The organism is Brevundimonas sp. (assembly GCF_041919755.1).
Classification (GTDB): Bacteria; Pseudomonadota; Alphaproteobacteria; order Caulobacterales; family Caulobacteraceae; genus Brevundimonas.
The window spans coordinates 56,496-75,714 of the sequence record NZ_JAYRTD010000003.1; the positions used below are offsets into that span (position 1 = coordinate 56,496).

The following is a 19,219-nucleotide window of genomic DNA, read 5'->3' on the forward strand; positions in this document are numbered from 1 at the left end:
GCTCCGGTTGACCGGCTATGGCTGACGAGCGCAAACGCGCGCGTCGGTCGGAGACCGGCGAGGGGATCAGCGAGTAAGGGCGAGGCCAGCACATGGACGCGGTCGATCTGGGCGTCAACCTGTTCGTGACGCTGTTCGCGCTTCTGGACCCCATCGGCAATCTGCCAATCTTCGCGGCGGCGACGGCGGGGGCGAGCCTGCGCCAACGGGTCTCGGTCTCGGCCCTGATCTGCGTTTTCGCGGCAGTGTTTCTGGGCTTCTTCTTCTTCAGCGGCCTGGGCCTGCTGCAGTTCTTCGGCATTTCGCTGGCGGCGTTCCGCATCGCGGGCGGCATCCTGCTGCTGTTCCTCGGGCTGGACATGGCGCGCGACGATTTTCTGGCGTCGTTCGTCGACAAGGATGCGGCCAGCGACCTGGCCGATGTGCGCGGCTATGCCAAGCGCCGGTTCCAGCGGCTGGTCGTGCCCTTCGCCATTCCGCTGATGATCGGGCCGGGGGCCATCTCGGCCATCATCATCCAGGCGGGCGAGGCCCAGAAGATCGGGCCGGCGGGGGCCGCCGCCTCCCTGATCGCCATCGCGGCGGCGGCGGGCGTGTCCTTCCTGTGCTTCTGCCTGACCGGGCCGATCAGCCGGCTGCTGGGCGAGGTCGGCCTGGCCATCATCGTGCGCGTGCTGGGCCTGATCCTGTGCGCGCTGGCGATCCAGTTCATCCTGATGGGTCTGGGCGAGGCTCTGCCGGGGATGTTCGCCGCCGGTGTGACCACGCCGTATCCGGATGGTGGGCACTAACCGTGCCTTCCTGTCGGCCTTGTCGATAGGAAGGTAATCAGAAGCGCTTCAGCCGTTTGGCGTGCCCGCCGACCATCTTCAGCGCCAGGGCGTCCGGCAGATGTTTGGCCAGCCCCGCCATGACATTGTTCATGACGCCCGGCGTGACCTTGGGCCGATTGGCCTCGCAGGCGGCATAGCCGACCCGGGCCACATGCTCGGCCGTCTGCCACAGCCAGGCGGGATAGGCGGACGACACCTCGGCCCGTGTACCGTTGACGTCATGGAACTCTGTCAGGGTATAGCCGGGGCACAGGGCGGTGACATGAACGCCGGTTCCGGCCAGTTCCAGATAAAGGCCCTGCGACGCCTTGATCAGGAAGCTCTTGATCGGCCCGTAGAGGGTGTCGCCGCCGGTCGCGGGCATCTGGCCGGCCAGGGAGGCGACGTTGAGGATACGGCCATACCCCCGCTCGACCATCGCCGGTGCAAAGAGGCGGGCCAGGGCGACAGGCGCGGTCAGCATGACGCGGATCATGGCGGCGTGATCGGCCTGATCGGTGTTCAGGAAGCCAGCGGTGCGCGAAAAGCCGGCGTTGTTGATCAGGCCGTCGATGATCAATCCACGCTCGGCCACCGCGTCGAACAGGCGGCGCGGAGCCTCGGCATCGGCCAGGTCCTCCACCAGGATGGTCGAGGCCGCGCCCAGGCGGGTCAGTTCCTGGGCCAAAGCTTGCAGTGGCCCCTGGCGGCGGGCCGTCAGGATCAGGTCCCAGCCCTTCTGGGCATAGACCCGCGCCAGGGCCGCGCCGATGCCTGCGGACGCCCCGGTGATCAGGACCACGGGGCGGCGTGCGGAGGGCAGGCTCATGAGGGTGTCAGGCCGCGACGGGGCAGGAGGAGTGCGGCGCATACCCCGCCAGCGACGGCGGGTCCTCGGCCAGCAGGTCGGCGATGGTGATCTTGGACAGGGCGTGACCTGCGGCCTCGTCGGCGGCGGTCAGGGCCTTGGCGACCTGGCGCGGGATATGTTCGCTGATCGGACAGCCCTTGGCCCCGGCTGGAGGCGAGCCCAGATGGGCACAGCCGTTCACGGCGCGCAGCACCGTATCCATCGAGATGTCCTCGGGCCGGTGCAGCAGCCAGGCCCCACCCGAGGCACCGGGACGGGTCGCAATCAGCCCGGCCTTGGCCAAGAGGGCGGTCACCCGGCGCACCACCACCGGATTGGTGGGCACCGAGGCGGCCAGAACGGCGCTGGGCGCGGCTTCGCCCGGCCCATACGCGCCCTTGTGAGCGAGATAGGCCAGGGTGTGGGCGGCGACCGGGAAACGTTGACTGTCGGACATGGTGTGGATCACAAGATAGTCACGAGCGGCGGCTTTCACAAATCGCCGGACCCTTCGCAGGTGCAGCACGATTGAACGGTCGTCGGAAAGCGCCTAAAGGCTCGCCGCTCTTGCAAGGGGAACCGCATCCTGCGGCGTCCCGGAGGATACTCATGGCCGGGACCTCTTCCCGTGGGTAACGACAGCGCGCCGAAAGACGCCAACGCACCCGCCACCCCCACATCCGCTCATCCCCAACCGGCCCACCCGCACCCTGCGGCGGCGGGCGAGGGCGGCCACGTCAAGGCCGGCAAGATGGGCCTGATCATCGGGGCCATCGGCGTCGTGTTCGGCGACATCGGCACCAGCCCGCTCTATGCGCTGCGCGAGGCGATCGACCATGCCCGGGGCGGTGTGGGGGGCGATCTGGCCGTGATCGGCGTCGTCTCGCTGGCCTTCTGGGCGCTGATGATCGTGGTGACCTTCAAATACGTCTTCTTCCTGATGCGGGCCGACAACAAGGGCGAGGGCGGCACCCTGGCACTGATGGCCCTGGCCCAGCACGCGGTCGGGCGGCGCAGCGCCTTCATCTTCATCCTGGGCGTCGTGGGCGCGGCCTTGTTCTATGGCGACGGCATCATCACGCCCGCCATCTCGGTCCTGTCAGCCATCGAGGGTGTCAAGGATGCGCCGGGCATCGGCGGACGGCTGGATCCCTTCATCGTGCCGGTCTCGGCCGGCATTCTGATCGCGCTGTTCCTGATCCAGTCGCGCGGCACGGCCAAGCTGGCGCGCTTTTTCGGTCCGATCACGGCGGTGTGGTTCCTGAGCCTGGGCCTGTTGGGCCTGTTTCACATCTTCGACGACATCTCGATCCTGCGGGCCCTGTCGCCGCATCACGGGGTGCAGCTGCTGATCAACGACGGGTTCCTGGGCTTCATCATCCTGGGCAGCGTCTTCCTGGCCGTGACCGGTGCCGAGGCCCTGTATGCGGACATGGGCCATTTCGGCAAAAGCCCGATCCGCATAGGCTGGCTGGCCTTCGTCCTGCCGTGCCTGACCCTGAACTATCTGGGTCAGGGGGCCCTGATCCTCGACAACCCCGAGGCGTCGGAGAACCCGTTCTGGAGCATGGTGCCGGAGATGATCTACTGGCCCATGCTGGGTCTGGCGACGGCGGCGACGGTGATCGCCTCCCAGGCTGTGATCACCGGAGCCTTCTCCGTGACACAGCAGGCGGTTCAGCTGGGCCTTCTGCCCCGCATCGACATCCGCAACACCTCCGAGACCCAGGCCGGCCAGATCTTCGTGCCCGCGGTCAACAGCCTACTGATGATGGGCGTTCTGGTGCTGCTGTTCACCTTCCAGAGTTCGCACAATCTGACGGCGGCTTACGGGGTGGCCGTCACCGGGACGATGCTGGTCAACACCCTGATGGCCTATTCGGTCATCACCAAGAAGTGGAAATGGCCGCTGTGGGCCGTGGCGGGGACGCTGATCCCGTTCGGCTTCATCGACACCGTCTTCCTGACGTCGAACCTGCTGAAGATTCCTGACGGGGCCTGGATGCCGCTGGTGCTGGGCGCGGCCCTGGTGCTGCTGATGTGGACCTGGGTGCGCGGGACGCAGATTCTTACCACCAAGACCCGCAAGGACAGCCTGCCGCTGGTTGATCTGATCGAGATGCTCAAAGCCCGTCCGCCGCATCGCGCCCCGGGCACGGCCATCTTCCTGACCAGCGACCCGGACGTGGCGCCCGTCGCCCTGATGCACAATCTCAAGCACAACAAGGTGCTGCACGAGAAGAACATCATCCTGACCGTCCGCACCGTCGAACGCCCGCGCGTGCCCGACGATCAGCGCATCGCGATGGAGCCCATCTCGGACGACTTCAAGAAGCTGACCATCTCCTATGGCTTCATGGAACAGCCGAATGTGCCCAAGGCGCTGGGCCTGTGCCGCAAGCAGGGGCTGAAGTTCGACATCATGTCGACCAGCTTCTTCCTGGGCCGGCGCTCGGTCATCGCGACGGCGACGCGCGGCATGCCCTTGTGGCAGGACAAGCTGTTCATCTTCCTGACGCGAAATGCGGCCAATCCGACCGACTTCTTCCACATTCCGCCCGGCCGCGTGGTTGAGTTGGGCGCGCAGGTGGCCGTATGAGCCGGGACGCCCCGACGGGCCGGAACTCTTCGGCCCGCGGCCGTCGCATGGCCGACAAGGCGCGCGGCTCCCGCACGCCTCGCGTGGAAGAGCGTGATGAGGCCGCCGACATCGGTGTGGAGGCGCGGGTTGCCGCCGGCATCCTGCTGAACGCTGCGCTCGACGGCCGCGCCGGCATGGATGCGGCCCAGGCCTTCCGCCAGGTCTCCTCCCTGCCCGCCCCCGACCGCGCCTTTGCCCGCGCCGTGGCCATGGCGGCCCTACGTCGCCTGGGCGAAATCGACCAGATCCTGGATCGCAAGCTGCAGAAGAGCCCGCCGCTGGCGGTGCGCACCATCCTGCGCGTCGCCCTGGCCCAGACCCTGGTGCTGGAGACGCCGGCTTTCGCGGCCGTGTCTACGGCGGTCAAACTGGCCGAGCGGGACACCAAGACCCGGCCCTACAAGAATCTGGTCAATGCCGTGCTGCGCGGGATCGACCGCGAGGGGCCAGGCCTGACCACGGCAGAGTCCAACCTGCCCGAATGGCTGATCGCCCGCTGGCGCGCCGCCTATGGCGAGGCGACCGTGGCCGGCCTGGCCTTGGCCGCGCGCGAGGAACCGGCGACGGACGTCAGCCTGAAGCCCGATCTGGACGCGGCAGCGGTGGCCGAGGCGCTGGAGGGAGAAATCCTCCAAGGCGGCACGGTTCGCACCGGAAGGCGCGGCGATCTGGCGACCTGGCCCGGCTTCGAGGACGGCGTCTGGTGGGTGCAGGATGCCGCCGCCGCCTTGCCCGTGCGCCTGCTGGCCCCCAAGACGGGTGAACAGGTCGTCGACTTCTGTGCCGCGCCTGGTGGCAAGACGCTGCAGATCGCGGCCAGCGGAGCCTCCGTCGTGGCGCTGGATCGTTCGGCCCAGCGACTGAAGCGGCTTCATGAAAACCTGGCCCGCACGGATCTGAAGGCCGAAGTCGTCGCCGTGCCCGCCGAGGACTGGGAAGACGACCGCACCTTCGACGCCGTTCTGCTGGACGCGCCCTGTACCGCCACCGGCACCTTCCGCCGCAACCCTGAGGTCCTGCGGGCCACCAAGCCCGCCGATGTCGCCAAGCTGGCTGACGTCCAGCACCGACTGCTGGATGCCGCCGCCGAACGGGTCAAGCCGGGCGGGCGTCTGGTCTATTGCGTCTGTTCGCTGGAACGTGAGGAGGGCGAGACCCAGATCATCGCCTTCCTGCGCCGCAACCCGGCCTTCCGCACCACGCCTGCCGTGCCGGCCGAGATCGGCGCGCCCGAAGAGGCCCTGACCCCCGAAGGCTGGCTGCGCATCCTTCCGTCCATGTGGGCGGAAAAGGGCGGGCTGGATGGCTTCTTTGTCGCACGGCTGGAGCGCGTCAACGCCGCTTGACGAATAAGTCTACCTATGTAGATTTAGCTCATGCCTCGTTCTCGCGCGCCGTCTCCTGCTGCCCGTCGCCTCTTTCAGGAGCTGGCGTCCCCGTGGTCCTGGCGTCATGGCTACGACCTGTCACGCGTCACCGGGCTGAAATCCGGAACCCTCTATCCGCTGCTGATCCGTTTGAACGCCGAAGGCTTGCTGGAGGCGGAATGGCGTGCATCGGAGGAGCCGGGTCGTCCACCCCGACACGTCTATCGACTGACCCAGAGCGGCCTGCAGCTGGCCCATGCCCTGGCGGCCGAGGGACAGGACGTCACAGAGTCTCCATCTCCGGAAATGACGCGGTGACGGCCTCACGGTGGCGGTCCATTGCCGGAGGTATCGCCCACCTCGCCCTGCGTCTCATGCCGCCCGGCCAACGCGATTGGGCCAGGGCGATGGTGCACGAGACCGCGTCAATCGATGAGTGGCCCCGCGCGGTCGCCTTTGCGTTGGGCTGCGTCTGGACCGCCTTGTGGGTTTCAGCCCGTGACAGGGCGGCCACCGTCCTTCACCCCCGATCTCAGCAACCGCGCGGTCATCCAGGAGACGCCAATATGAACCCGCAATCCTTCGCCACCGCGTCGCGTGACCCGATCATCGGCATCACCTGTGCGATCGCCGCCGTGGGTCTGGGCGCCGTCTACATGACGCTGGGCGGGGCACCGGATCGTCTGATCATCGTCAATCTGGCCGCGCTTCTTATCGGAATCGGTCTGTGCCTGTGGTTGTCTCAGTCGAAGAGATTGAAGCCAGAGGGGACCGCTCTGATCGCGCCGCTGCTGGGGGCGAGCCTGCTGGCAACAGCGCTTTTCGGCCTGCAGGCCGACGGTGCGTTTCGGTGGATCAACATCGCCGGTTTGATCATGCAGCCCAGCCTGCTTTTCGTGCCCTTGCTGATCATGCTGCACGCCCGACGCGGCAGCACGTGGACGACCGCGGGTCTGGCGCTGGCGATCGCGGGCACGGCGGCCCAGCCCGATCGCGCCATGGCCGGTGTCCTGGTCGGATCGCTGATCATTCTGGCGCTGATGCGACGTGAGCGCTGCGACCTATGGCTGGTGCTGGGCGCATTCGTCGGCTTCATGGTCACGGTCGTCCGTCCGGATCGGGGCGGCGTCTCACCGTTCGTCGACCAGATCCTGTTTTCGTCATTCGAGGTGAACCCGCTCATAGGTGCGGGCCTGGCGATCGGGGCCCTGCTGCTGGTCGCTCCGGCGGCGGTTCAGGCTATGCGAGCGGGCGACCGGACGACGGCGCTGATGTTCGGGACCACGTGGTCGCTGGTGGTCATCGCGGCGATGCTGGGCAACTATCCGACGCCGCTTGTCGGCTATGGCGGTAGCGCCATCATCGGCTATCTGCTGAGCGTCGCCTTCATGAGGCCCGCGTCAGAGACCACAGCGGGTCAGGCGACACCGATCGGGACAGCGTCCATCGATGCCGAGACTGATGCCCGCCGGATGATGCCCGCCGCCTGAGCGACCGGCGGCCTCACCCCCGCCAGAAGCCCACGATCCGCTTGACCTCGTCTACCACCGGATCGGCAATGGCCGAAGCGCGTTCGGCTCCGTCTTTCAGCACGCGATCGATCTCGGCGGGATCAGCCATCAGGCGGCGCATTTCGGCGGTGACGGGGGCCATGGCCTCGACGGCCAGCTCGGCCAGCGCGGGCTTGAAGGCTCCGAAGCCCTGACCGGCGTATTGGGACAGCACCTGTTCGCGGGTCAGGTCGGCCAGGGCGGCATAGATCGTCACCAGGTTCTTGGCCTCGGGCCGGTCGTTCAGCCCCTCCAGCGTATCCGGCAGGACGTCGGCATCGGAGCGGGCCTTGCGGATCTTGGCCACGATGGTGTCGGCGTCGTCGGTCAGGTTGATGCGTGACTGGTCCGAGGGGTCGGACTTGCTCATCTTGGCCGAGCCGTCGCGCAGGCTCATGACCCGCGGCGCAGGCCCCTGGGTCAGGGGCTCGGGCAGGGGGAAGAAGCCGGGCACGCCAAAGTCATTGTTGAACTTCTGAGCGATGTCGCGGGTCAGTTCCAGATGCTGTTTCTGGTCCTCGCCGGTCGGGACTTCGGTTGCCTTGTACAGCAGGATGTCGGCGGCCTGGAGCACGGGATAGGTATATAGGCCGACCGAGGATCGCTCCTTGTGCTTGCCCGACTTCTCCTTGAACTGGGTCATCCGGTCCAGCCAGCCCAGACGGGCGACGCAGTTGAACACCCAGGCCAGGTCGGCGTGAGCGCGCACGGCCGACTGCGGGAAGATGATCGAGCGGGCGGGATCGAGGCCGCTGGCCAGATAGGCGGCGGCGATCTCGCGCGTCTGGTCGGCCAGTTTGGCGGGGTCCTGCCAGACGGTGATCGCGTGCATGTCGGCCACGAACAGGAAACAGGGCGCGCCCTGGTCCTGAAGCTCGGTGAACCGCTTCAGAGCCCCCAGATAGTTGCCCAGATGCAGGGCTCCGGAGGCCTGGATGCCGGACAGGATGCGGCGGGGGCCCTGGTAAGCCGGGGGGGTCTGGGACGCGGTCGGGGTGGCGGTATCGGTCATGACGGTGGTCCGGGTACGAAAAGGCGGCAAACTGGGTGTGATCAGGCTCAGGCGTCGTTCAGCCGCGCCATCGTCCGTCGATCATCGGGTGTCTGTGCATCGTCACGGCTCGCGCTTATCGCCTCGCTACGGGTCAGTCCAGACTGGAGGAGACGGGCGCGCCCGGTTCGCGGCGCAAGACCGCCTTCAACTCCGCTAGCGTGACAGCGCGGAAGACGAAAAGGCTGACGGCATACAGCGCCATTCCGGCACCGCATACGACCAAGACCGCGATTTCCTTGGCCAGGAATATTCGGCTCAGAACCTCGTAGCCAATGCCCGCGGCGATCAGGGCGGCGGCCATGACGGCGCTGGCCAGCAGCACCCGAACGATCCGCGATACAAAAGCAGGCGACGGCCGCCAGGCGTTCTCGCGCACTAGGGTCCCCCCCAGCAGGGCGACATTGATCCAGGCTGACAGGCTGGTCGCGATGGCCAGGCCCAGAACGCCGTCGATTCCCTGGCTGGACAGCCAGAAGAACAGGCCCGAGCCGACCACGATGGTGAAGATTACGGCCGAGACGGCATAGATCATGGGGCGACGGGTATCCTCGCGCGCGAAGAAGGGCGGGGTCAGCACCTTGGCCAATACGAAGGCAGGCACGCCCCAGGCGAACTGACGCAGGACATCGGCCGTGCGGGCTGCATCGGCACTGGTGAAAGCCCCGCGCGTCACGGTGGCGTCGATGATGAAGAAGGGAATGACGAACAGGGCCACGGCGGCGGGCAGCGTAAAGGCCATGGCCAGGGTGATGCCGTCATCCAGCGTCTTGCGTCCGCCCTCATGATCGCCCGCGACAAAGGCCCGAGTCAGGCGCGGCACAAGGGCCAGGCCGATGGCGACGCCGATCAGACCCAGAGGCAGCTGATACAGACGATCCGCATTGTAGATCACCGAGCGCGCACCTTCGTCCGAACCGGCCAGAACCTGGCTGACCAGGGCGTTGATCTGCATGGCCCCGCCGGCCAGCGCGCCGGGAATGGCCAAGGCCAGAGCCCGCTTCACATTGGGGGTCAGGCGCGGCAAGGACAAACGCAACGTCACGCCCAGCCGCCGGACACCCCACCACAGCAGGCCCGCCTGGATCAGGCCGGACACGGTTACCGCCGCCGTCACCCACAGCAGGACGGTCGGCTGGCTGGCCGGAAGGACATAGGCCAGCAGAAGCGGGGCCAGGGTGCACAGGTTGAGAAAGATCGGCACAGCCGCCGACAGGGCGAACCGGCCCGCGGTGTTCAGCACGCCCGACAGCAGGGAGGCCACGGTCATACAGGCCAGATAGGGCATGGCCAACTGGGTCGCCGTCACGGCCACGCGCAGCACCACCTCGTCACCCCGATAGGCGGACAGCAGCCAGGGCATGATCCACGGCATCAGGACCTGCAGCAGAATGCAGAAGGCCGCGACCACCGCCAGCATGAAGGACATGGCCTCCGACGCCGTCACGGCCGCCGCCTCGTCGCCCTCGCGGGCGCGCACCCCGCCATAGACCGGCACGAAGGCCTGGGCGAAGGCTCCTTCGGCAAACAGGCGCCGGAACATGTTCGGCAGCATCAGGGCCGTGGTGAAGGCGTCCATCATCGGCCCTTGGCCGAAACGGGCCGACAGGGCCAGGTCGCGCGCAAAGCCTAGGATGCGGCTGCCCAGGGTCAGGGTCGCTTGCACCAGAGTGTTGCGGGCCAGGCTCATGCGAGAACTCGTGCGTATAGGAATGAGCCGCTTAGCGTGCTTCCGGCGGGCGCGATACGGGGATTACCCTGCGTCCAAGCCCCAGATCGGAGACGTCGCGCACACTGGCGCGGACAGGCGCGGACTGGCGCGGACCCGGCTCGGCCTGTCGATCCAGCACGACCTCCAGATCACGGCGCAGGGCGTCCAGCGACTTGCCGGGCTTTGGCGTCCTACCTTTGGCATCGGTGACGTAGAAGCTGTCGACCGCCCGCTCGCCGAAACCCGCGATATGGGCCGAGCGGATCGACAGGCGGTGGTCGGCCAGGGTGCGGGCCAGAGCGGCCAGCAGGCCGGGGCGGTCGGCCCCCGACACCTCAACCACCGCCGCGCCTGGCGTCTGGTCCAGGTCGATGATGACGGTGGGGCGCACGTCGAAGGCAGCCCGGCGGGGATTCGGCGCAGGACGAGGCAGGTTTGCGGCGCAGCCCTTGCCACTTGCGGCCGCTTCCAGCGAAGCAATCAGCCGCGTCAGACGGCGCGGCTCGGCCTGGCCATAGGGGGCACCGGCCCCGTCCTGAAGCTCGAACACATCCAGCGCCATGCCGTCCGCGGCGGTGGCCACCCGGGCCCCGACGACATCCGCCCCCGCCTCGGCCAAGGCCCGCGCCAGATCGACGAACAAGCCGGGCCGGTCGCGCGCGGCCACCGCCACCCGCGTCACGGCACTGGCGGTTTCGGGATCGGTCGTCGTCAGCGCTTGCGCCGATGCACCCTTCTCCAGAGCCTCGGCCACCAATTCGGGATAGTCGGCCAGAGGCTCCGCCCTCGTCACCGCCTCGCCCCGGAACACCGCCTCCGTGCGCTGATAAAGGTCGCGGATCAGCTGGCCCTTCCAGCCATTCCAGACGCCCGGTCCGACGGCGCGGATGTCCGCCACGGTCAGCACCAGCAGGGTGCGCAGCCGCTCGGGATCGCCGACCAGATCAGCAAAGGCGCGCACGGTCGCCGGATCGGACACATCGCGCTTCTGGGCATGGTCGCTGAGCGCCAGATGGTTCAGCACCAACCAGACCACGAACTCGGTCCGGCGCGGGTCGAGGCCCAGGCGGTCGCAGGCCCGGCGCGCGGCGATGGCTCCGTCTTCCAGCTGGCCCCGGTCGCCGCCCTTGCCCACGTCGTGCAGCAGCATGGCCAGCATCAGGGCCTCGAAGTCGTCGATCCGGTGCACGATTTCGGTCGCCGTCGGATGGTCACCCTTCAGCTTGCCGCGCCAGATGTCGTTGATGATGCCGATGGCCTGCAGCGTGTGCTCGTCGACCGTATAGGCGTGGTACATGTTGAACTGGGTCTGACCGACGATCCGCCCCCATTCGGGCAGGAACCGGCCCAGCAGCCCCGTCTCGTTCATCAGGGTCAGGACGCGATAGGGCCTCTGTCCCTGCGCCAGGATATCCAGAAAGGCCCGCGTCGCCTCCGGGTCGCGTCGCAGAGATGGCGTGACCAGCGACAGCGACCGGGTCACCGCCGAAAAGGCATCGGGATGCAGATCCAGATCGTGCTGGTCGGCCACCCGGAACAGATAAAGCAGCTTCTCCGGAGCCTGAGCGAAAACCTCCGCCCCCGTAACCGACAGCCGCCCCGCATCCTCGATGAAACCCTCGACGCCCAGCTTTCGCCGGCGGCCGGGAATCAGCCGCGACAGGCTCATCGTCCGCTTCTGGTGACGGGCCTCCAGCTTGGCCGACATGGCGCGGGTCAGGGCCCCGACGTCGCGCGCGACCAGGAAATAGCGGCGCATGAACCGTTCGACCGCCGGCTCGTCGCCCCGTCCGTGCCAGCCCATGCGCCGCGCCACCTCAGGCTGGAGATCGAAGGTCAGCTTCTCCTCGGCCCGGCCCGCGACGCGGTGCAGATGCGCGCGCGTGCGCCACAGGAAGTCGAAAGCTTCCTCGAAGGTGCGTCGCTCGCGCGCCGTCAGCAGGTCGTCGAGGACGCGTGCGCCCAGCGGGCTTTCGGGGGCCAGCGAGCGGGCGATCCAGAACAGGGTGTTGAGATCGCGCAGGCCGCCCTTGCCGTCCTTGACGTTCGGCTCGACGCGATAGCGGACGGCCCCGGTCTTCTGGTGGCGGACGTCGCGCTCCTCCAGCTTGGCCGCGATGAAGGCGCGAGGGTCGGCCTTTTCGACCAGGGCCCGGAACTTCTGCTCAAACTCCTCCGCAAGGGCCGCATCGCCGGCCAGATAGCGCGCTTCCAGCAGGGCTGTGCGGATGGTCATGTCGGTCCGGGCCAGCGCCAGGCATTCATCCAGCGACCGCGCGGACTGACCCACCTTCAGTCCGAGATCCCACAGGACATGGAGCATGAACTCGATAACCTGTTCGGTGCGCGGGCTGGACTTCCAAGGTCGCAGGAACAGCAGGTCCAGGTCCGAATAGGGAGCCAGCACTCCGCGTCCATAGCCGCCGACAGCGATCAGGCTCAGGCGCTCGGCCGCCGTCGGATTGTGCGCCGGATAAAGCGTCTCGGTCGTCACGCGCCATAGCGTCGTCAACAGGTCGTCGGCAGCGGCGCAATACAGCCGGGCCACCTCCACGCCATCGCCACCCGCCTCCAGTCGACGTCCGGCGCGAGCGCGGGCCGCTTCCCAGGTGTCACGCAGCACGGCGGCGACCCCGACAGGTCCATCCGAAGATGTCGCCGCCTCGACCAGGCGCACGTCGAGAGGCTCGGTCACCGCCCCGCCAGACCCTTCAGCCGATACAGGGCCTCCAGCGCCTCGCGCGGCGACAACTCGTCCGGCTCGATCCCCTTCAGCGCGTCCTCGACAACGGAGGGCGGCGGCGGGGCGGGCGGCTCGGCGACCGCAAACAGGGGCAGGTCCGACAGGTTGCTGACCGCAGCCTTCTCGCCTTCCAATCGGTCCAGCACCTCGCGCGCGCGGCTGACGACGGCGGTGGGTACGCCGGCCAGCCGAGCGACCTGCACGCCGTAGGAGCGGTCGGCGGCACCCGGCGCGGCCTCATGCAGGAAGACCAGCTCACCGTTCCACTCCCGTGCCTTCATGGACAGGTTGCAGACATGGGCCAGCCGCGTCTCCAGCCCGGCCAACTCGTGATAATGTGTGGCGAACAGCGTCCGGGCACGGTTGCGGTCGTGCAGGGCCTCGGCCACGGCCCAGGCGATGGCCAGGCCGTCATAGGTGGCGGTGCCGCGCCCGATCTCGTCCAGCACCACGAAGCTGCGTTCCGTCGCTTGGGTCAGGATGGCGGCGGTCTCGACCATCTCCATCATGAAGGTGGAGCGGCCCCGCGCCAGGTCGTCACCCGCTCCGACCCGGCTAAACAGCCGATCGACCACGCCCAGCCGCATGGCGCGCGCGGGCACGAAGGCCCCCGCCTGGGCCAGCACGACCAGCAGGGCATTCTGGCGCAGGAAAGTCGATTTACCCGCCATATTGGGCCCGGTGACGATGCTCAGACGGGCGCAGGCACTGCCTGAACCATCCAGTCGGCAGTCGTTGGGCGTGTAAGGTTCTCCTGACTTATTAACTGCCGCCTCGACCACTGGGTGGCGACCGGCGGTGACTTCGAAACAGGTGGTGTCGTCCACCATGGGCCGGACCGCCCCCACCTCTTCCGCCCACTCGGACAGGGCGGCATGGGCGTCCAGCTCGGCGAGGGCCTCGGCGACGTCCTGAAGCGGCAAGGCGAGCGCCTGGACCGTGCGCCGCCAGCCCTCGAAGGTCTCGCCCTCGATGGCCAGGGCACGGTGGCCGGCCTGGCTGATCTTCGCGTCCAGTTCCGACAGTTCTACGGTGGTGAACCGCACCTGATTGGCCAGGGTCTGGCGATGGATGAAGGGGCTGGCCTCGGAGGGACGCAGCAGCGGCTCGGCCGCCTTGGCGCTGGTCTCCAGGAAATAGCCGAGCACGGCATTGTGCCGGATCTTGAACGGCACGCCGCTGTCGGCCACGGCCCGGGACTCCAGATCGGCGACGACGCGTCGGCTGTCGTCGCGCAGGGTGCGGGCCGCCTCCAGTTCGGGGCGATAGCCGGGAGCGACGAAGCCGCCGTCGCGGGCCAGATGCGGCGGCTCGGCGACCAGGCCCTCCGACAGGTCGATCTGCAGCCGGGCCAGGTCGGGCGACAGGCTGAGCCGATCCAGACAGGCGGCGATGCGGGTGGGTGCCCCGGTCAGGGGATCGCGTTCGGGCGGAAACACGCCTGCAATCCGTTCGGCGGTTGCCAGGGCCGTGCGCACGGCGGCCAGATCGCGCGGGCCGCCCCGCCCCAGCACCAGCCGCGAGGTCGCCCGCGCCACATCGGCGGAGGCGCGCAGGGTGTCGCGCAGATCGCGCCGCAGATCGCGCCGCTCCAGCAGCCATTCGACCGCATCCAGACCGTGGTTGATGGCCACGGGATCGCGCAAAGGCCGGGCGATCCGCTCGGCCAGGGCTCGCGCCCCGCCGGACGTTACCGTCCGGTCGATGCAGGCCAGCAGCGAGCCCTCGCGCTCGCCGCGCTGGGTCCGGTCGATCTCCAGGCTCTGGCGGGTGGCTGGGTCGATGGCCAGAAAGCCCGTCTCCCCCGAGCGACGCGGCGGCGTCAGGGCCGGGATCCGGCCCGCCTGCGTCGTCTCCAGATAGGCGGCGATTAGGCCCAGGGCCGAAACCTCCGCCTCATCGAAGGCCCCGAACCCATCGAGCGAGGCGACGCCATACAGCCGCTCGATCCGCACCCGTGCCCCTACCGGCTCGGCCAGGGCCTGGGGCAGGGCCTGCACCACCCCGCCCGATCCATTCAGCGCATCCTTTGTGGCCTCGTCCGAAAACAGGCGGTCGGGCACCAGCACTTCGGACGGCCGGAACGAGGCCAGGGTCGCGCCCAGATCGTCCAGCGTACAGGCGACGGCATCGACGGTGCCGGCCGACAGCTCGACCACCGCCACCGCAGCCCGGCCTTTCCGCACCGCCACAGCCGCCAGCCGATTGGCCCCGCGGGCGTCCAGCAGGCTGTCCTCGGTCAGGGTGCCCGGCGTCACCACCCGCACGATGTCGCGGTGGACGACGGCCTTGGAGCCGCGCTTCCTGGCCTCGGACGGGGCCTCCATCTGTTCGCAGATAGCGGCCTTGAACCCCTGGCGGATCAGCCGCGCCAGATAGCCGTCCAGCGCATGCACCGGCACCCCGGCCATGGGGATGTCCTCGCCTTGATGCTTGCCCCGCTTGGTCAGGGTGATGCCGAGCGCCGCCGAGGCGATCTCCGCATCCTTGAAGAACAGCTCGTAGAAGTCGCCCATGCGGAAGAAGACGATGGCATCCGGCTGGCTGGCCTTGGCCGCCAGGAACTGCGCCATCACCGGCGTGGTGCCTTCTGCGGAGGGCACGGGGTCGGTCTTCGGGGGATGGACGAGCGGCGCGTTCATGGGAGGACCGCAGGGTGACGGATTGCGTGGATCGCCTCAAGCGTCTTGCGTGGTGAGCAAGACATGTGGTTGCTGTCGGCAGGGGGTTCACATGACATCAGCACCGTATCGCTTTCGTCCGATCAATATGTTGGGCGCAACCACCGCGCAGTGGCTGGTGTTCGTGGCGATCGGCGAGGGCGTCATGGCGGCCTGGTCGGTTGCCGACATCTTCGTACTGAGCAACCTCGATACCCTGTCCCAACGCACTCTGGACGCTTGGAGCCTGACGGGATTGATCGGGTTCGTGCACATCGCGCTTTATCTCACGACTGTCGTCATCGCGGCACGCTGGATCTATCGCGCCAATGCGAACACCCAGGCCAACCTTCGCAAGTTGGAAACACCGCCGTCCTGGGCCGTCGGCTGGTTCTTCATTCCATTTGCCAATCTGTGGAAGCCCTACAAGGCCATGGCTGAAATGGCTCGCGCCAATCGCCGGTCGGGTACAAATCTGCCGCTCGGTCCGTGGTGGGCAGCCTGGTTGATCTCGGGTATCGTCGGCAACATCAGTGCCCGCCTCGCCTTTTCCAGCAGCGATCCCTCCACTCTGATGACCTCTTCGGTGCTGGGAGTGATCGCCAGTCTCGCCGGAATCGCTGCAGCCCTGCTGTTCCGCCGGATCGTGACGACGGTCACCGAGGCCCAGACGGCAAAGCTGCAAGCCGAAGTCTTCTGAACTCTTGCGGCAGGCCATGACGCCTGCAATACGCAACGACAGGCGGTTAAGGGAACGCGGTCAGACACCGCGGCTGTGCCCGCAACTGTAGGCGGGGAGGTCCGTCGTTCGATCCGGGCGCAATCCCGGCACCACTGGGCGTCTTCGGACAACTGGGAAGGTGTGGACATGGACCGTCGATCCGCAAGCCAGGAGACCTGGCCGCCCCCGTCGCTCGTCCGCTGTCCGGGACCAGACAGAGGCGTGGGGCCTACCCCCTGCTGATACCTGCAGGGATGTTCCGTCGAAGCGACCCGATCTCTGCGCCGTGCTGGATACGTCCAGCGCGGGTTGGTCGCTTTCATCGTCCCGTCGCGCGCGACGCCGGGACCTACGGAGCCGCTTACATGAAGCGTCATCTCTTCCTCTCGACTGCCCTGGTGGCGGTCGGCCTGGCCGCGCCTGCCTGGTCCCAGGAGATTCCTGAACTCGAGGAGGTGGTCGTCACGGCCACCCGCATCCCCGCCATTGTATCCGAAACACCCGGGGCCCGCGTCATCGACCGCGCGACCATCGAACAGCGCGGCGCGATCTTTGCCGCCGACATCCTCGCCGATGTGCCAGGACTTTCCGTCGTCCGCAGCGGCGCCTTTGGCGGCGTGGCCCAGGTCCGCATGCGCGGGGCCGTGCCCGGCAAGACGCTGGTCCTGGTCGACGGCGTGCCGGTCAACGACCCGGCCGAGATCGCGGGGGCCTATGACTTCTCCGGCTTCGAGCTGGGCGACATCGATCGCATCGAGGTACTGTCGGGTCCGCAGTCGTCCCTGTGGGGGTCCGACGCCATCGGCGGGGTGATCGCCTTCACGACCCAGGAGGTGGACGGTCTGCGTGCCGAAGCGGAAGCCGGGTCGTTCGCCACCCTGCGCGGGCGACTGGCGGCGGGCGTGGCCAATGAGACCTGGGCCTTCGGGGCCTGGGTTTCGCGCTTCGACACGGACGGGATTAGCGCAGCGGACGAAGCCGACGGCAATCCGGAGACCGACGGCTTCGAGAACACCACTGTCGGTGCCAAGGGACGATACGCCTTTACCGACACGGTCGACATCGACGGTGCTGCGCGCTGGTCGAACAGCCGGGCCGACATCGATGGCTTCCCAAGCCCGAACTTCACCCTGGCCGACACGCTGGACACCACCGAGAGCGAGCAATGGTCCGGCTTTGGCCGGATACGCCTGAACGCCCTGGGCCTGGACCACCAGTTCAGCGTCTCGGCCTCCGACATTGTGCGCGACACCGTCTCCGACTTCTCCTCGCGCTTCGAGGCCGATCGCCAGGTCTATCGCTGGCAGGCGGACGGCCGGTCCGGAGAGGCTTTGAACTTTGCGTTTGGCGTGGAGCGCGAGGAGACATCCGGCACACTCTCCAGCGGGCTGGAAGACGATCTGGGCACCACCTCGATCTTCGGCGTCGCCCGCTATGACGCGACCGAGCGGCTGAACCTGTCCGGGGCCCTGCGCTGGGACGACACGGACGATTTCGGCTCGGAGACGACCGGCCGGATTTCGGCGGCCTACAGGCTGGACGGCGGCTTCATCGTCTCTGGGGCCTACGGTACCGGCTTCAAGGCTCCGTCGGTCAGCCAGGCGGTGTGCGACTTCTGCTTTGCACCCCTGCCCTATCCCGAACTGGTTCCGGAGACGGCCGACAGTATCGAACTGGCTGTGGGATGGGCATCGTCCGATGGCCGTATCGAGGGCCGGTCCACCGTCTATCGCCTCAATGTCGAGAACCAGATCAGCTACGTCGCCGGCCGTTATATCAACGTGGCCGAGACGCGGTCGGACGGGGTCGAGCTGGAGGGACGCGCCCTGCTGGGCGGCGGTTTCAACCTGACGCTCGCCTATGCCTGGACGGATGCCGAGGATCGCACGACCGGGGCCCGGTTGCTGCGGGTGCCGGAACATGCGGCCTCAGCCACTCTGGGCTGGAGCGGGGAGCGACTGTCGGGGGCTCTGACCGTGCGCGCCGAGGGCGATCAGGACGACTCGGGCGGATTCGCCACGGCCACCCGCGAAGGCTTCGTCACGGCCAATCTGAACGTGGCGTATGCCCTGACGGAGGCGGTCACCCTGGCCGCACGGATCGAGAACCTGGCGGACGAGCGGTATCAGCAGGTGTTGGGTTATGGCGAGCCGGGGCGCTCCGGCTACGTCGGGATCAGGCTGCGCTACTGATCCGGGCGGCGGGGCCGGTGGCGATGGTCGCCGGCTCCAGTTGCAGGGCTTCCCAGTCTAGGCCCGGCGCGGGCGCATGGGCGGCGGCGATCGTGGCGCGCAGCTCGGCGGCCGAGGCCACGCTGGCCACGACGGCGGATACTTCCGGCAATCCAAGCGCATAGGCCAGGGTGGCCTGCATGGGATCGACCCGCGCTTCGGCGAGGCGGCGGCGGATGCGCGACAGGGCGTGGCTGTGCCTCGCCATCTCGGGCGGCAGGGCCTCGCCGCTCATGAACAGCAAGCCATCGGCGAAGACCGATGAGGCATGGATGTCGACACCCAGCCCGGCCAGTTCACCAAGCACGCCGGTCCGGTGCGCGCGCTGGTCCAGCATGTTGACGGGCAGTTGCACGATGTCGGGCTGGAACCGCCGGGCCAGCAGGACCGGGCCATCCTCGACCGCGGCGCAGAAGCCGATGCGCTTGAACAAACCGCGATCCTTGAGCGCCGACAGGCGGTCCCACAGGGCGCGCCCCTCCGCCCCGGCCAGGTCGGCGGCGCTGGAGATCAGCAGGGCATCGCCGCGCGGCAGACCCAGTCGTTCCAGCGAGCGACGGGCGCGCGCCTCGATCCGGTCCACGCCCTCGGCGATGGGCACGGTCCGCACCGTGACCTGAAACGGCGAGGGGAACGGCCAGGCCTGACCCAGCCAGCGCTCGCTGTCTCCGTCGGGGCGGGTCGCGACCTTGGTGATCTTCGCATCGGCGGCGGTCTGGAGCAGGAACCGCAGGGCATCCTCGCGCGCACCCGAGGGCGCAGGCTGCGCACGCTCGGGCTGATGCACGACGGCGATCGCCAGCTTGTCGATCGGAGAGGGCGCACGATTCAGGATCACTGATGAACCCTGCACCTCAAAGCTTAAGGTGAGATTGGCAAAGC

General features: G+C 68.0%; 14 protein-coding genes and 1 riboswitch. Of the genes, 7 read left to right on the forward strand and 7 right to left on the reverse strand.

Going from position 1 to position 19,219, the window contains the following annotated elements; all coding sequences use genetic code 11:
* Nucleotides 1-92 precede the first annotated feature (92 nt).
* Nucleotides 93-791, forward strand: a complete 699-nt coding sequence (locus ACE3TH_RS05295; RefSeq protein ID WP_296168978.1) for a MarC family protein — start codon at nucleotides 93-95, stop codon at nucleotides 789-791.
* Nucleotides 792-828: 37 nt separating this feature from the next.
* Here the strand turns inward: ACE3TH_RS05295 and ACE3TH_RS05300 are convergent, their stop codons facing one another.
* The gene (locus ACE3TH_RS05300) at nucleotides 829-1,641 is read right to left on the reverse strand and encodes an SDR family NAD(P)-dependent oxidoreductase (RefSeq protein WP_374598064.1); all 813 of its coding nucleotides are present in this window, start codon (nucleotides 1,639-1,641) and stop codon (nucleotides 829-831) included.
* A 7-nt stretch (nucleotides 1,642-1,648) separates the two neighbouring features.
* On the reverse strand, nucleotides 1,649-2,119 hold the full coding sequence (locus ACE3TH_RS05305) for an Rrf2 family transcriptional regulator (protein ID WP_296168971.1): 471 nt from the start codon (nucleotides 2,117-2,119) through the stop codon (nucleotides 1,649-1,651).
* A 294-nt stretch (nucleotides 2,120-2,413) separates the two neighbouring features.
* On the opposite strand from ACE3TH_RS05305, the gene ACE3TH_RS05310 reads away from it, so the two are divergent.
* From ACE3TH_RS05310 to ACE3TH_RS05325, 4 genes are all read left to right on the forward strand, one after another.
* On the forward strand, nucleotides 2,414-4,261 hold the full coding sequence (locus ACE3TH_RS05310; RefSeq protein ID WP_374598543.1) for a potassium transporter Kup: 1,848 nt from the start codon (nucleotides 2,414-2,416) through the stop codon (nucleotides 4,259-4,261).
* Nucleotides 4,258-5,649: an RsmB/NOP family class I SAM-dependent RNA methyltransferase gene (locus tag ACE3TH_RS05315; RefSeq protein WP_374598066.1), complete on the forward strand. Its 1,392-nt coding sequence runs from the start codon at nucleotides 4,258-4,260 to the stop codon at nucleotides 5,647-5,649. The genes ACE3TH_RS05310 and ACE3TH_RS05315 overlap by 4 nt, the downstream gene beginning before the upstream one ends.
* A 30-nt stretch (nucleotides 5,650-5,679) precedes the next feature.
* The gene (locus ACE3TH_RS05320) at nucleotides 5,680-5,988 is read left to right on the forward strand and encodes a PadR family transcriptional regulator (protein WP_374598068.1); all 309 of its coding nucleotides are present in this window, start codon (nucleotides 5,680-5,682) and stop codon (nucleotides 5,986-5,988) included.
* Nucleotides 5,989-6,236: 248 nt separating this feature from the next.
* Nucleotides 6,237-7,160 (forward strand): hypothetical protein, encoded by a 924-nt coding sequence (locus tag ACE3TH_RS05325; protein ID WP_374598070.1) that lies wholly within the window; start codon nucleotides 6,237-6,239, stop codon nucleotides 7,158-7,160.
* A gap of 13 nt (nucleotides 7,161-7,173) precedes the next feature.
* Here ACE3TH_RS05325 and trpS read toward each other — a convergent pair whose 3' ends face one another.
* From trpS to mutS, 4 genes are all read right to left on the reverse strand, one after another.
* A complete protein-coding gene (trpS, locus tag ACE3TH_RS05330; RefSeq protein WP_374598072.1) occupies nucleotides 7,174-8,232 on the reverse strand; it encodes a tryptophan--tRNA ligase in 1,059 nt (352 codons plus the stop codon).
* Nucleotides 8,233-8,365: 133 nt separating this feature from the next.
* Nucleotides 8,366-9,961: a murein biosynthesis integral membrane protein MurJ gene (murJ, locus tag ACE3TH_RS05335; protein ID WP_374598074.1), complete on the reverse strand. Its 1,596-nt coding sequence runs from the start codon at nucleotides 9,959-9,961 to the stop codon at nucleotides 8,366-8,368.
* Between the two features lie 31 nt (nucleotides 9,962-9,992).
* Nucleotides 9,993-12,677, reverse strand: a complete 2,685-nt coding sequence (glnD, locus tag ACE3TH_RS05340) for a [protein-PII] uridylyltransferase (protein WP_374598076.1) — start codon at nucleotides 12,675-12,677, stop codon at nucleotides 9,993-9,995.
* The gene (mutS, locus tag ACE3TH_RS05345) at nucleotides 12,674-15,367 is read right to left on the reverse strand and encodes a DNA mismatch repair protein MutS (RefSeq protein ID WP_374598078.1); all 2,694 of its coding nucleotides are present in this window, start codon (nucleotides 15,365-15,367) and stop codon (nucleotides 12,674-12,676) included. Before mutS ends, glnD begins: the two co-directional genes overlap by 4 nt.
* Before the next feature lie 91 nt (nucleotides 15,368-15,458).
* Here mutS and ACE3TH_RS05350 point away from each other — a divergent pair, with 91 nt between their 5' ends.
* The gene (locus ACE3TH_RS05350; RefSeq protein WP_374598080.1) at nucleotides 15,459-16,085 is read left to right on the forward strand and encodes a DUF4328 domain-containing protein; all 627 of its coding nucleotides are present in this window, start codon (nucleotides 15,459-15,461) and stop codon (nucleotides 16,083-16,085) included.
* A riboswitch (cobalamin riboswitch) is annotated at nucleotides 16,077-16,305 on the forward strand. Its footprint overlaps the gene before it by 9 nt.
* A gap of 166 nt (nucleotides 16,306-16,471) precedes the next feature.
* Nucleotides 16,472-18,298 (forward strand): TonB-dependent receptor plug domain-containing protein, encoded by a 1,827-nt coding sequence (locus ACE3TH_RS05355; protein WP_374598082.1) that lies wholly within the window; start codon nucleotides 16,472-16,474, stop codon nucleotides 18,296-18,298.
* On the opposite strand, the gene ACE3TH_RS05360 is transcribed toward ACE3TH_RS05355, so the two are convergent.
* Nucleotides 18,282-19,175 carry an aldo/keto reductase gene (locus ACE3TH_RS05360; protein ID WP_374598084.1) on the reverse strand — a complete coding sequence of 298 codons (894 nt, stop codon included), beginning with the start codon at nucleotides 19,173-19,175 and terminating at the stop codon, nucleotides 18,282-18,284. The genes ACE3TH_RS05355 and ACE3TH_RS05360 overlap by 17 nt on opposite strands.
* Nucleotides 19,176-19,219 lie beyond the last annotated feature (44 nt).

Excerpts from the sequence above, each read along its gene's own strand:
- ACE3TH_RS05320 (WP_374598068.1), top strand. The coding sequence starts at position 5,680 with ATGCCTCGTTCTCGCGCGCCGTCTCCTGCTGCCCGTCGCCTCTTTCAG.
- ACE3TH_RS05355 (WP_374598082.1), top strand. The coding sequence starts at position 16,472 with ATGAAGCGTCATCTCTTCCTCTCGACTGCCCTGGTGGCGGTCGGCCTG.
- ACE3TH_RS05315 (WP_374598066.1), top strand. The coding sequence starts at position 4,258 with ATGAGCCGGGACGCCCCGACGGGCCGGAACTCTTCGGCCCGCGGCCGT.
- ACE3TH_RS05305 (WP_296168971.1), bottom strand. The coding sequence starts at position 2,119 with ATGTCCGACAGTCAACGTTTCCCGGTCGCCGCCCACACCCTGGCCTAT.
- mutS (WP_374598078.1), bottom strand. The coding sequence starts at position 15,367 with ATGAACGCGCCGCTCGTCCATCCCCCGAAGACCGACCCCGTGCCCTCC.
- ACE3TH_RS05295 (WP_296168978.1), top strand. The coding sequence starts at position 93 with ATGGACGCGGTCGATCTGGGCGTCAACCTGTTCGTGACGCTGTTCGCG.
- murJ (WP_374598074.1), bottom strand. The coding sequence starts at position 9,961 with ATGAGCCTGGCCCGCAACACTCTGGTGCAAGCGACCCTGACCCTGGGC.
- ACE3TH_RS05325 (WP_374598070.1), top strand. The coding sequence starts at position 6,237 with ATGAACCCGCAATCCTTCGCCACCGCGTCGCGTGACCCGATCATCGGC.
- ACE3TH_RS05350 (WP_374598080.1), top strand. The coding sequence starts at position 15,459 with ATGACATCAGCACCGTATCGCTTTCGTCCGATCAATATGTTGGGCGCA.
- ACE3TH_RS05310 (WP_374598543.1), top strand. The coding sequence starts at position 2,414 with ATGGGCCTGATCATCGGGGCCATCGGCGTCGTGTTCGGCGACATCGGC.
- trpS (WP_374598072.1), bottom strand. The coding sequence starts at position 8,232 with ATGACCGATACCGCCACCCCGACCGCGTCCCAGACCCCCCCGGCTTAC.
- ACE3TH_RS05300 (WP_374598064.1), bottom strand. The coding sequence starts at position 1,641 with ATGAGCCTGCCCTCCGCACGCCGCCCCGTGGTCCTGATCACCGGGGCG.